11 protein-coding genes are annotated in these 12,613 nt (G+C 73.3%); 4 read left to right on the top strand and 7 right to left on the bottom strand.

Annotated elements, in window-relative coordinates; translation table 11 throughout:
- Positions 1-143: 143 nt before the first annotated feature.
- A complete protein-coding gene (locus ACZ619_RS09000) occupies positions 144-1,574 on the bottom strand; it encodes a non-oxidative hydroxyarylic acid decarboxylases subunit C (RefSeq protein ID WP_469596020.1) in 1,431 nt (476 codons plus the stop codon).
- 45 nt (positions 1,575-1,619) lie between these two features.
- Positions 1,620-2,210 (bottom strand): non-oxidative hydroxyarylic acid decarboxylases subunit B, encoded by a 591-nt coding sequence (locus tag ACZ619_RS08995; RefSeq protein WP_469596018.1) that lies wholly within the window; start codon positions 2,208-2,210, stop codon positions 1,620-1,622.
- Between the two features lie 184 nt (positions 2,211-2,394).
- Between ACZ619_RS08995 and ACZ619_RS08990 the strand changes: the two genes are divergently transcribed.
- From ACZ619_RS08990 to ACZ619_RS08975, 4 genes are all read left to right on the top strand, one after another.
- Entirely contained in the window at positions 2,395-3,279 is an 885-nt protein-coding gene (locus ACZ619_RS08990; protein WP_469596015.1) for a helix-turn-helix domain-containing protein, read from the top strand.
- A 190-nt stretch (positions 3,280-3,469) separates the two neighbouring features.
- Positions 3,470-5,164 carry an aa3-type cytochrome oxidase subunit I gene (gene ctaD, locus ACZ619_RS08985; protein WP_469596012.1) on the top strand — a complete coding sequence of 565 codons (1,695 nt, stop codon included), beginning with the start codon at positions 3,470-3,472 and terminating at the stop codon, positions 5,162-5,164.
- 3 nt (positions 5,165-5,167) lie between these two features.
- Positions 5,168-5,746 (top strand): hypothetical protein, encoded by a 579-nt coding sequence (locus ACZ619_RS08980; protein WP_469596010.1) that lies wholly within the window; start codon positions 5,168-5,170, stop codon positions 5,744-5,746.
- Complete coding sequence (locus tag ACZ619_RS08975) at positions 5,743-6,246, top strand: hypothetical protein (RefSeq protein ID WP_469596009.1); 504 nt, start codon at positions 5,743-5,745, stop codon at positions 6,244-6,246. Before ACZ619_RS08980 ends, ACZ619_RS08975 begins: the two co-directional genes overlap by 4 nt.
- 116 nt (positions 6,247-6,362) lie before the next feature.
- Here the strand turns inward: ACZ619_RS08975 and ACZ619_RS08970 are convergent, their stop codons facing one another.
- From ACZ619_RS08970 to ACZ619_RS08950, 5 genes are read right to left on the bottom strand one after another with little or no spacing between them, the layout of a single operon-like run.
- Positions 6,363-7,031, bottom strand: coding sequence for a TetR/AcrR family transcriptional regulator (locus ACZ619_RS08970; RefSeq protein WP_469596007.1), 669 nt, complete (start codon positions 7,029-7,031; stop codon positions 6,363-6,365).
- Positions 7,028-9,037, bottom strand: coding sequence for a CocE/NonD family hydrolase (locus ACZ619_RS08965; RefSeq protein WP_469596004.1), 2,010 nt, complete (start codon positions 9,035-9,037; stop codon positions 7,028-7,030). The genes ACZ619_RS08970 and ACZ619_RS08965 overlap by 4 nt, the downstream gene beginning before the upstream one ends.
- Positions 9,034-10,761 carry a dipeptide ABC transporter ATP-binding protein gene (locus ACZ619_RS08960; protein WP_469596001.1) on the bottom strand — a complete coding sequence of 576 codons (1,728 nt, stop codon included), beginning with the start codon at positions 10,759-10,761 and terminating at the stop codon, positions 9,034-9,036. The genes ACZ619_RS08965 and ACZ619_RS08960 overlap by 4 nt, the downstream gene beginning before the upstream one ends.
- Positions 10,761-11,660, bottom strand: a complete 900-nt coding sequence (locus tag ACZ619_RS08955; protein WP_469595999.1) for an ABC transporter permease — start codon at positions 11,658-11,660, stop codon at positions 10,761-10,763. Before ACZ619_RS08955 ends, ACZ619_RS08960 begins: the two co-directional genes overlap by 1 nt.
- Positions 11,657-12,613: an ABC transporter permease gene (locus ACZ619_RS08950; RefSeq protein WP_469595997.1), complete on the bottom strand. Its 957-nt coding sequence runs from the start codon at positions 12,611-12,613 to the stop codon at positions 11,657-11,659. Before ACZ619_RS08950 ends, ACZ619_RS08955 begins: the two co-directional genes overlap by 4 nt.

Genomic DNA, 12,613 nt, shown 5'->3' with positions numbered 1-12,613 from the left:
CCACCCCCAGGTCATCCGTTCGACAGGGGGGAACAGTCATGCCGGGCCCGGAGGCCAGCGGCCCTCTTGCAGGACCGCGAAGAACATAACGGGGGCGGACGGGGCGGACGGGGCGTCCGGGCCGACGACGGCCGCGGGGGCGGTCAGGCGCGGGCTTCGGAGAGCAGCCGGCGCAGCCGCACGGTCCAGTCGGCCGTCTCGGGCAGGTCCTTCACCGGGGTGGAGAAGTTGCCGCGTGCGTCGGGGGCGACCGGGGTGGTGGCGTCGATGATCATCTTGCTGGTGATACCGGCGGGCTGGGCGGCGGGCGCGAGTTCCACGACCGGGAGGTTGGGCAGGACCACCACGTCGCCGGACGGGTTGACCTTCGAGGACACCGCCCACATGACCTGGGGCAGGTCGAAGGGGTCGACGTCCTCGTCGACGACGATGACCGTGGTGATGTAGCCGAGTCCGTGCGGGGTGGTCATGGCCCGCATCGCCACCGCCTTGGCGAAGCCGCCGTACCGCTTCCTGGTCGACACGATGGCCAGCAGACCGTGGGTGTACATCGCGTTGACGGCCTGGACCTCGGGGAACTCCGCGCGCAGCTGCTTGAGCAGGGGGACGCAGGTGTTGGGGCCGACGAGGTAGTCGCACTCGGTCCAGGGCATGCCGAGGTAGAGGGACTCGAAGACGGGGTCGGTACGGTACGACACCCGGTCGACGCGCACCACCGGCATCCGGCGCCCGCCGGAGTAGTTGCCGGTGAACTCGCCGAAGGGGCCCTCCAGTTGGCGCTTGCGTCCCTCGATCACGCCCTCGACGACGACCTCGGAGCCCCAGGGGACGTCGAAGCCGGTGAGCGGGGCGGTGGCGATCGGGGCGGGGGCGCCGCGCAGGGCGCCGGCCATCTCGTACTCGCTCTGGTCGTACCCCATCGGCATGCCGGCGACGATCGTGATCACGGGGTCGTTGCCGAGCGTGATGGCGATGGGGAGGTCCTCGTCGTACTGCTCGGCCTTGTTCAGGTGGAGGGCGACGTCGTGCACGGGGACCGGCTGGACGGCGAGCCGGTCGCGGGCGATGACCTGGAGGCGGTAGGTGCCGACGTTCTGCTTGCCGAAGTGGTCCGGGTCCTCGGGGTCGCGGGAGACGACCGCGGCCTTGTCGAGGTAGAAGCCGCCGTCCCCGTCGTTGAGGCGGAACAGGGGCAGCACCGAGAACAGGTCGACGTCGGCGCCTTCCTGGGTGTTCGCCCGCCACGGGGCGTCCTCGCGGCGCTCGGGCGGCACCGGGAAGGCGTCCCAGCGCCGGGCGAACTCCGCCACCTGCTCCTTGACCGGGGTGGACCGGGGCAGGCCCAGGGCGAGGGCGTGGTTGGCCCAGGAGCCGTGCACGTTCATCGCGATCCGGGCGTCGGTGAAGCCCCTGACGTTGTCGAACCAGAGGGCCGGGGCGCCCTCGCCGATGCGGCCGGCGGCGTTGGCCGCGGCGGCCAGGTCGGGTTCGGGCAGGACCGGCTCGGTGATGCGCAGGAGCTGGCCATCCTTCTCCAGGGTGTCGAGGAAGGAGCGCAGGTCGTCGTGTGCCATGGGAATTCGTCCTAGGTGGTTGCGGGGGCTTGGTGGGGCGGTGGGTCAGACGGCGGGGCGCAGTTCGCGGGCCGCGCGCATGCCCTCCCAGCGCCGGGCGGCGGGGGCGGGCAGGTCGAACTGGTCGAGGACGCGGGCGACGATGTGGTCCACGACGTCGTCGACCGACCGCGGGTGGTTGTAGAAGGCGGGCATGGGCGGGACCAGCCGCACTCCCATGCGGGCCAGCCGGAGCATGTTCTCCAGGTGGATCTCGCTCAGCGGCGTCTCGCGCGGTACCAGGACCAGCCGGCGGCCCTCCTTGAGGACCACGTCGGCGGCCCGTCCGACGAGGCCCTCGGCGTATCCGGCGCTGATGCCCGCGAGGGTCTTCATCGAGCAGGGCACGATCACCATGCCGTCGGTGCGGAACGAGCCCGAGGAGATGGCCGCGCCCTGGTCCTCGGGGCGGTGCGTGACATCGGCGAGGGCGCTCACCTCGGCCGTGGTCAGGCCCGTCTCCAGCTCGATCGTGGCGCGGGCCCACCGGGTGAGGACCAGATGGGTCTCCACCTCGGGCAGCTCCGCCAGGTTCCGCAGCAGCCGGACGCCGAGCGCCGCGCCCGTCGCCCCGGTCATGCCCACGATGAGTCGCAAGAGGTTCAGCTCCTTGGGTGGTGGGGGGTGCCGTCGTCCCGGCGGGCGCGCACGGACCGTTTCGGTCGCGGCGGCCTTCGGGACGTCCGGGGGATCCGGGGCCGCTCGCTTCCGTCCGGCGGCCCCGTCGCATTCCACGTTAGGTGCGGTACGGGCGTCGGGGGTCGTACGCTGGCGACAGGTCATGAACAGAAACGGACACGTCGAGGTCACCGATCTCCATCTGCGGACGTCCGCGGGAGCGCCGCCGGGTGCCGAGGTGCTGGCCCTCGGCACGCTGCACGCGCGCGCCCTGAAGAACGGCCGGGGGCTGTCCGCGCCGGTGCGGCCGTCCTTCCACCATCTGATCGCGGTGCGCTCCGGTGAGCTGTCGTGCTCCGTCGACTTCGCCGACCACACGCTGACGGAGGGGGCCTGGCTGTGGGTGCGGCCGGGGCAGATCCTCCAGTTCCGGTCGGGCCTCGCCACGGCCGGGGGCAGCGTGGTGCTCTTCCAGCCGGGCCTCCTCGACGCGGCCACCGCGCGGGCCGCCCGGGTGGACCGGCCGGCGCCGCGCACCGTCCCGCTGCGCCCCGCGGACGAGGCACCGCGGCGCACGCTGGACCTGCTGGAGGACGAGTTCGGCCGCCTCGGCGAGCTGCCGCTGGAGGCCCACATGGAGGTCGTACGGCATCTGCTGTCCGTCCTTCTGCTGCGGCTGGCGCACGGGCGCGGCGGGCCCGGGGAGGACGGCGGGGACAGCGAGGCGTTCCAGCGGTTCCGGGAAGCGGTGGAGCGGGACTTCGCACGCTCCCACCGGGTGGAGGAGTACGCCCGCGCGCTCGGTTACAGCGTCCGCACCCTCACGCGCGCCGTCCGGGACGCGGCCGGCTGCGGTGCCAAGCACTTCGTCGACGAGCGGGTGCTGCTGGAGGCCCGGCGGCTGCTGGTGCACACCGACCTCGCGACGGCGGCGGTCGGGGAGCGCCTGGGGTTCCCGGTGGCCACGGCCTTCACCCGGTTCTTCCGGACCCGCACCGGCGAGACCCCGGCCGCCTTCCGCGGCCGGTACCGCAACTCCGGGTCCTGACCCGCCCACCTGCGCGAACAGGGCCGATCGGCCCCATGCCGGGCCGAGGCGGGGCCCGTTCGCCCCTATCGGGTGGGGGGTGCCTGCCGACGATCATGTGGCGGCGGCCGGGAGGCGCCGCGGCTTCGGCCGCCCACGCGGCGCTTCCCGGCCCGGGTACGACACGAGCGGATCGGGAGGACGCCGTCCGATGGACGAGGCGCAGGTGGACCAGGTGAAGCGTGCGGACGAGGGGCTGATACGGCCCGTCGCCGAGGAGGGGACGGGCGGCGGCGCGGACCGGCGGCCCGCGTGGGTGCGCTGGCTGACGACCACCGACCACAAGATGATCGGGACGATGTACCTGGTCACGGCGTTCGCGTTCTTCATCGTGGGCGGGGTGCTGGCGCTGCTGATGCGCGCCGAACTGGCCCGGCCCGGGCTGCAGATCATGTCGAACGAGCAGTTCAACCAGGCGTTCACGATGCACGGCTCGATCATGCTGCTGATGTTCGCGATGCCGTTGTTCACCGGCTTCGCCAACTGGATCATGCCGCTCCAGATCGGCGCCCCGGACGTCGCGTTCCCCCGCCTGAACATGCTCGCCTACTGGCTCTTCCTGTTCGGCTCGTCGATCGCCGCGTTCGGCTTCCTCACCCCGGGCGGGGCCGCCGACTTCGGCTGGTTCCTGTACGCTCCGCTGTCCGACGCGGTGCACTCGCCGGGGCTGGGCGCCGACCTGTGGATCATGGGCGTCGCGCTCTCCGGCTTCGGCTCGATCCTGGGCGCGGTCAACTTCATCACCACCATCGTCTGCATGCGCGCGCCCGGTCTGACGATGTTCCGGATGCCGATCTTCACCTGGAACGTGCTGCTGACCGCCGTACTGATCCTGATCGTCTTCCCGGTGCTGGCGGCGGCCCTGTTCGCGCTGGAGTGCGACCGCAAGTTCGGCAGTCACGTCTTCGACGCGGCCAACGGCGGCGCGCTGCTCTGGCAGCACCTGTTCTGGTTCTTCGGCCATCCCGAGGTCTACATCCTGGCGCTGCCGTTCTTCGGGATCGTCTCCGAGGTCGTCCCCGTCTTCGCCCGCAAGCCGATGTTCGGCTACATGGGCCTGGTCGCGGCGACGATCGCCATCGCCGGTCTGTCGGTGACGGTGTGGGCGCACCACATGTACGTGACGGGTGGGGTCCTGCTCCCCTTCTTCTCCTTCATGACGTTCCTGATCGCGGTCCCGACGGGGGTGAAGTTCTTCAACTGGATCGGCACGATGTGGAAGGGCTCGCTCTCCTTCGAGACGCCGATGCTGTGGACCACGGGCTTCCTGATCACGTTCGTCTTCGGCGGGCTGACCGGGGTCATCCTGGCCTCGCCCCCGATGGACTTCCACATCTCCGACTCGTACTTCGTCGTCGCCCACTTCCACTACACGGTGTTCGGCACGGTGGTGTACGCGATGTTCGCCGGGTTCCACTTCTGGTGGCCGAAGATGACCGGGAAGATGCTCGACGAGCGGCTCGGCAAGATCACCTTCTGGACGCTCACGGTCGGCTTCCACACCACGTTCCTGGTCCAGCACTGGCTCGGCGCGGAGGGCATGCCCCGCCGCTACGCCGACTACCTGGCCGCCGACGGCTTCACCGCCCTCAACACCCTGTCCACGATCGGCTCGTTCCTGCTCGGCCTGTCGATCCTGCCGTTCTTCTACAACGTCTGGAAGACCGCGAAGTACGGCCGGAGGGTCGAGGTGGACGACCCCTGGGGCTACGGCCGTTCGCTGGAGTGGGCGACCTCCTGCCCGCCGCCGCGCCACAACTTCACCTCGCTGCCGCGCATCCGCTCCGAGTCCCCGGCGTTCGACCTGCACCACCCGGAGATCGCCGCGGCCGAGACGGCGGGCTGAGCCGTGGGACATCCCGTCATGGCGCTGGGCACCGCGCTGGCTACCGCCTCCGGCTGCGTCTGGTACCTGCCGGCGTTCACCGAGGTCCGCGCGGGAGCCGACCGGCCGGACTCCCGGCGCAGTTCGGCGGCCGCGTGTCTGAGCGGCTGGGGCACGGTCGCCTCGGTCGCGGTGCTGCTGGTGGCGGCGGAGGCCTGGTGGCCGCCGGGCTGCGTGGCCGGTGCGGGGGCACTGGTCACGGCCGGGCTGTGGACGCGGGCGGCCGTGCAGCGCCGGCGCGAGGTCCGGGAGCTGCTGCGGGACTGGGCGGAGCTGCGGCAGGCGGCGCCCGGGGCGGGCGGGCGGCGCACGCGGGTCGTCTTCGCCGCCCTCCTCGGCGTCGGTCTGGCGGTGGCGGCGGTCGCCGCGCTGCTGGTGGCGTACGCCGCTCCCGCGGACCGGGTGGCGTGGGCGGCGGTCGCGGTTCCCGCCGTGGTGGTGTCGGCGCTGCTCGCCATGGCGATCGGCTGGGCGGGCACCGTCCCCCGCGCGGGACGGCCGCCGGCGGCGGGGCCGGGTCGGGAAGGGGCGGGTGACCGGTGATCGCGCTGGTGGGCCATGTCGACGTGACCTCGCAGACCCTCGGCCTCCTGGAGGACGCGCTGGTGGCGGGGCTGGGGCGCGCGGCGGCCGGGGAACCGGTGCTGGTGCGGGCCCGCGGCGGCTCGGCGGTCGCCTTCGGGCGGGCGGCGCGCCGGGCGGGCCGGGAACTGGTCCTGGTGGTCCCCACCGGGTGCGCGGCACCGGCCCTGCCGGAGCGGGACCGGGTGCCGGTCGGGGAGCTGCTGCTGCTCGCCGGGCAGGTGCGGCTGCGGGTGTACGACCCCGGTGACCGCGACGCCTGCGTCGGTGTGGACGAGGGCATCGTCTCCGCGTGCCGGGAGGTGGTCGCCGTGTGGGACGGCTCGCCCTCCGACGGCCGTGACGCCACCGCCCACCTGGTGGCCTTCGCCCTGACCCGAGGCCGTCCGGTGCGGGTGGTGTGGCCGGCGGGCGCGTCCCGCATGCGGGTCCACGCGACGAGGCCGCGCCCGGGCCGCTGACCACCGGACGGCGCCGCGCCCTCGGAGAACACCAGCGGGCTCCGCCCGCGGTCGCGCCCGGACGGAGGGCCTCGTGGGACGGCCCTGAACAGGGCTGTCCCACGCGGCCGTCGGGGTCAGTCGCGGTCGGGGCGGACCGCGAGTTCGTTCTCCACCAGCCGGTTGAGGTGCCGGCGGGCGTCCTGCGTGCTCAGCGGCGGTGACTGGCGCAGCCGCTGGAGCGCGAGTCCGTCGGCGAGGGCGGCGAACCGGACGGTGAAGCCGTCGAGGTCCTCGCCGTCGAACTCCCCGTCCGCGACGCCCCGTTCGGCCAGCTCGCGGATCTGCCGGTACCAGGCCGTGTAACGCTCCGCCTGGCCGCGGGCGAAGGTCTCGTCGGTCGCCGGGTCACCGGCGTTCCAGTAGTCGAACCACATCCGCCAGTGCCGGTCGGTGTCCTCGGTGAAGAGGGCGTCGACGAGCAGCCGCAGCGCCTCGGCGCCGCTGCCGGCCCGCTGCGCCGCCTCGCTGAGCTCCGCGTAGTACCGCTCGATGTGCAGCACCATCGCCTCGGACAGGATCTCCTGCACGCTGCCGAAGTGGTAGGTGACCGTGCCGACCGAGACACCGGCCGCGGCGGCCACGTCCCGGACGCCCACCGAGGCGTAGCCGCGCTCCGCGATCAGCGGGACGGCCGCCTCGACGATCAGCCGGCGGCGGACCTCGGTGGGCTGGCGGGTGCGGTCGGCGGCGGGGACGGCTCGGCGCGGGGTCTTCGCGGAGCGCTGCGGCTTGGCGGCGGTCATCCCGACGTCCTCGCGCTGGTGTGGTGCCAGGACCGCTTGACCACTGTCTCTCCGTTCGCCCGGGCCTCGATACGGCTGTCCATGACGAAGTCCGCCGCCGAGGCGCGCAGCTCCGTACGCGCCATGATCTCAGCGTCGTACCCGTCGCCGCGCCGCAGCCGGATGCGCCACTCGGACACGGCGCTCGCGGAGAGCGGGTCGTCACCGCGGACACGGTACGTCTCCCGGGCGCTCTCCTCGTAGCGGAGCCCGTCCGGGTAGGTCCGCGAGCCCCCGTAGTTGGGATCGACCTCCAGGGTCCACTCCCCCGCCGCCACGTCGTGCGTGATCAGCCGTTCGGGGCGGGGCTCGGCGGGCCGGTCGTAGGTCACCGGGAGCGGTGGCGCCTGTTCCGGCTCCTCGAAGGCGATCGGCGGTTCCTCTCCGGCCGCCCGCACGGGCAGGAGCAGGGCGCTGTCGGCGGGGACGACCCGCAGTTCCCCGCGCTCGCCGTGCGGCCACACCCACGGCCAGTAGCTGTCGGAGACGGCGACCCGGACGCGGTGGCCGGGCGGGAAGGCGTAGCCGATGCCGGTGAGTTCGACCTCGACGTCCTCGTACGTCCCCGGGGTCCACTCCACCGCGCGGTCCCGGCCGTGCCGGCTCAGCAGGTTGAGGACGCCCCGGGTGACCAGCGTCGAGGAGCCGTCGGGAGCGACGTCGCACACCCGGACGATCACGTTGGCGCGCGGGGTCGCGCTGTCCAGGCGCAGCCGGACGCGGGGCCGGCCGAGGATCTCTACGCGTTCGGCGAGGGGTGCGGAGTCGAAGCAGACCGAACGGCCGTCCTCCTCGCGCTGGTCGGGCGGCAGGTCGCTCGCGTTGCCGAAGGGGAAGAAGCGGCCGGCGTCGAGGCCGGTGTGGAGCGGGGAGCGGACCAGGACCGGGGCGTCGGCGCCGGGTGCGAGGGTGCGCTCGCTCCAGGTCACCTTCGGGGAGGGCCAGTTGTCGTCGCCCACCCAGCGGCCGGGCATCACGTCGTACGAAGTGGCGGGCGGTACCGGGTCGTTGATCCAGGCGCGCAGCAGCGGTTCGCGCATCACCCCGGTGTCGGCGCCCTTGAGGTGCTGGTCCCACCAGCGCAGGGTCTCCTGGAGGAAGCCGATGGCCGGGCCGGGCGGCAGCCCCCGGTCGGGGTACTGGTGGGACCAGGGGCCGATCAGGCCGCGCACGCGGTCGGCGGGGAGGTGCTCGACGAGGCGGAGCACGGTGTCGCGGTACGGGTCGTGCCAGCCGCCGACCGCGAGGACGGCGGCGTCGATCGCGCCGTAGTCCTCGCAGACGCTGCCGTGCTTCCAGTAGGCGTCGCGCTCCTGGTGGTCGAGCCAGGTGTGCAGGAAGGGTTCGAGGGAGCCGAGGCGCTCGCGCCACATGGGCAGCCAGCGGTCGGCGCCGACGCTCGCCGGGTCCGGCGGCCGGGAGGCGAAGGCCAGCATGGTGCCGGCCCAGGCGAGCATGTCGATGCCGAGGACGGCGCCGCCGGTGTAGTGGACGTCGTTGTCGTAGCGGTCGTCGGTGGAGCAGACGGTGACGACGGCCTTGAGCGGTTCGGGGGCGAGGGCGGCGATCTGGAGGGAGTTGAAGCCGCCCCAGGAGATGCCGAACATGCCGACCTTGCCGGTGCACCAGGGCTGTGCGGCGAGCCAGTTGACGACGTCGACGCCGTCGGCGAGCTCCTGGGCGTCGTACTCGTCGCCGGGGGTGCCCTCGCTGTCGCCGTGGCCGCGGATGTCGACGCGGACGGAGGCGTAGCCGTGTCCGGCGTACCAGGGGTGGCGCTGGGCGTCCCGGGGCGCGGTCCAGTCGCTCTTGCGGTAGGGGAGGTATTCGAGCAGCGCGGGTACGGGATCGGCCTCGGCGTCCACGGGCCGCCAGATCCGCGCGTGCAGCCGGGTGCTGCCGTCCCGGGTCGGGATCCAGACGTCCTCGTGGACGACCTGGCGCTCGAACTGGTCGCGGTGCTTCACGAGACTCCTTCGGCCACGGGGGTGTTGAGGGGCGTCCAGCGGCGCACGCGGTGGCCGTCGCCGAGGTCGGTCCACAGGGCGTCCGCGTCGGTCGCGTCCGCCCAGTCGGGGGTGTCGTCGGTGCGGGACGGTGCGTCGGGGTCGGGTTCGAGGGCGGCGGCCATCAGCCGGCGGGTGTAGGGGTGGCCGGGCGTGCCGAAGACGGCCTCGGTGGGCCCTTCCTCGACCACGACGCCGTGCCGCAGGACGACGACGCGGTCGGCGATGCCGCGCACCACGGCGAGGTCGTGGCTGATGAACAGGCAGGCCAGGTCGCGTTCCCGGCACAGGTCGTCCAGGAGCCGGAGCACCTCGGCCTGGACGGAGACGTCCAGCGCGGTGGTGATCTCGTCGGCGATCAGGACGTCCGGTCCGCCGGCCAGCGCCCGTGCGATGCCGATGCGCTGGCGCTGGCCGCCGGAGAGCTGGGCGGGCAGCCGGTCGGCGAGGGCCGGGTCGAGGTGCACGTCGGCGATGAGCCGGCGGGCCTGTTCGGCGGCCTCGGTGCGGCCGGTCGCGGTGCCGAAGAAGCGCAGCGGGCGGCGGACCGCGTCACCGACGGAGCGGCGGGGGTTGAGGGAGGTGTCGGCGTTCTGGAAGACCAGCTGGACCCGGCGCCGCAGCGGGAGCGGGCGGCTCGGTGCCGGGCGGGCCAGGTCGCCGGCCTCGTGGGTCATGGTGCCGCCGGAGGGGGCGCGCAGTCCGGCCAGGGTCCAGGCCAGGGTGGACTTCCCGCTGCCCGACTCGCCGACGAGGGCGAGGACTTCGCCCCGGCGGACGTCGAAGGACACGCCGTGCACGGCGCGGGTGCTGCCGTAGTCGACGGTCACGTCGCTCGCGGCGACGGCGACCGGCGCGCCGTCGGGGACGGCGGCCTTGGCGCGGACCGTCCGCTCCCCCGCCTCGTCCACGACGGCGAGTCCGGCGTCGTCCAGGCGCGGCACGCTGGCCAACAGCCGCTTGGTGTAGGGGTCCTGGGGCGCGGTGAACAGCCGGCGGGTGGCCGCCGACTCCACCACGCGGCCCGTGTTCAGGACACAGATCTCGTCGGCCATGTGCGCGACGACGCCGAGGTCGTGGCTGACCAGGACGGCGGCCAGGCCGAGTTCGTCGCGCAGGGCGGCGATCAGGTCGAGAACGCTGCGCTGGGTGATGACGTCCAGGCCGGTGGTGGGTTCGTCGAGGACGAGGACCTTGGGGCGGGCGGCGACGGCCATGGCGATGGCGACGCGCTGCTGCTGGCCGCCGGAGAGCTCGTGCGGGTAGCGGCGGGCGAGTTCGGCGGGGCGCGGCAGCCGGACCTGTTCGAGCAGGTCGACGACCGGCACCTCGCCGCCCGCCTCCTCGATCTGGCGGCCGATGCGCATGGTCGGGGTGAGCGCCTGTCCGGCGTTCTGGCCGACCATGGCGACGGTCCCGCCGCGCAGCCGCCGCAACTCCCTTGCGGGCAGGGCGAACACGTCCTGTCCGTCCACGCGGACGCTGCCGCCGGTGACGCGGGAGCCGTGCCGCAGATGGCCCAGCAGGGTGGCGGCGACGGTGGACTTGCCGCTGCCGGACTCGCCGACCAGGGCGAGGGTCTCGCCGGGAGCGACCGTCAGGGACACCTCGTGCACGACCGGCACCTCGCGGCCGCCCGAACGGTAGGCGACGGAGAGGGAGTCGACGGAAACGACAGAGGTCATCAGGAACCCTCCCTGATCCGGTCCACGCCCCACGCCTTGGAGAGGCCGTCGGCCGCGAGGTTGAGCCCGACCACGAGGGTGGCCAGGGCGATGATCGGCGCGAGGCTCGCCATCGGGACGACGGTGATGGCGGTGCGGTTCTCGGCGACCATCAGCCCCCAGTCCGGGGTGGGCGGGTCGGCGCCGAAGCCGAGGAAGGACAGCGAGGAGATCAGCAGCACCACCCAGGAGGCGCGCATCGCGAACTCCACGCAGACCACGTCGGTGATGTTCGGCAGCACCTCGCGGCGCAGGATCGCCCAGGTGCTCTCGCCCCGGGCCCGGGCGGCGGTGACGTAGTCCATGGGGACGACGGCCAGGGCCGCGCCGCGCACCACGCGGACGACCTGCGGGACGTAGACGACGGCGATGGCGAGGACGATCACCGCGGGTCCGGTGCCGAGGGCGGTGACGATGACGAGCAGGGCGAGGATCGACGGCACGGACAGGATCGCGTCGAGCACCCGGCCGAGCAGGTCGTCGAACAGGCCGCCGCGCAGGGCGGCGGCGCAGCCGACGACCGTGCCGAGCGCGACGGTGACCAGGGTGGCGGCGACGGAGACGCCGAGCCCGTACCGGCCGCCGTACAGCACCCGGGCGAGGACGTCGCGGCCGTACTGGTCGGTGCCGGCCCAGTGCTCCCAGCTCGGGCCGAGCAGGGCGTGCGAGGCGTCGTTGGCGATGGGGTCGTAGGAGGTGAGCAGCGGGGCGAGCAGTGCCACGAGGACGTGGACGGCGACGACGGCGAGGCCCACCAGGGCGGTGCGGGACGAGCGCAGGCCGCGCCAGGCGCGGACGGCGGCGTGCGGGGCCGCAGGGGCGGCGGGTGTGGTGGCCGGGGTGGTGTCGAGTGCGGTCACCGGGTCCTCCCTCGGGTGCGGAGCCTGGGGTTGAGGGCCATGGCGCCGAGGTCGGCGGCGAGGTTGCAGACGACGTAGATCACGGCGCTGATGAGGGCGATGGCCTGGATGACGGGCAGGTCGCGGTTCTGTACGGAGGAGAGCATCAGCTTTCCGATGCCGGGGTAGTTGAAGACGTTCTCGACGACCGCGACCCCGCCCGCGAGCCAGGCGACGTTGAGGGCGATCACGTGCAGGGTGGGCAGCAGGGCGCTGGGCAGCGCGTGCCGGGTGACGATCCGCCAGGTGGACAGGCCCTTGAGGCGGGCGGTGGTGACGTACTCGCCGGCCATCACGTCGATGACGGAGGTACGGGTCATCCGCACGATGTAGGCGGCCATCACCACGGCGAGCGCGAGCGCGGGCAGCCAGACGGCGGGCAGGAGCTGTCCGGCGCTCGCCTCGGGGCCGTACAGGACGACCGCGGGGAACCAGGGCAGCGCGACCGAGAAGCACAGGACCAGGACGGTGGCGACCACGAACTCGGGGACGCTCATGCCGACGAGGCTGACGGTGGAGATGAGGTGGTCGGGCCAGCGGTCCCGGTACAGGCCGGCGAGGACGCCGAGGACGATCGACCCGGTCACCGCGAACAGGACGGTGACGAGGGCGATGAGCGCCGAGTTGCCGAGGTACAGGGCGGCCTGGCCGCCGACGCCCTTGCCGGAGACGAGGGAGGTGCCGAAGTCGCCGTGCAGGGCGCCCCTGATCCAGTCGACGTAGCGTTCCCAGGCGGGCCGGTCGAGACCGAGCTGTCCGCGCAGGGCGGCCACGGCGTCGGGGGTGGCGTCCTTGCCGAGGATCTGGGTGGCCACGTCACCGGGGAGGGCCTGGACGGCGAGGAAGACGAGGACGGAGGAGAGGAACAGGGTGCCGACGGCCGAGGCCAGCCGGCGCAGGGTGAACGACAGCAT

The sequence above is a fragment of the Streptomyces sp. NPDC104367 genome, from assembly GCF_055583825.1.
This window is presented reverse-complemented; position numbering and strand designations above follow the sequence as displayed.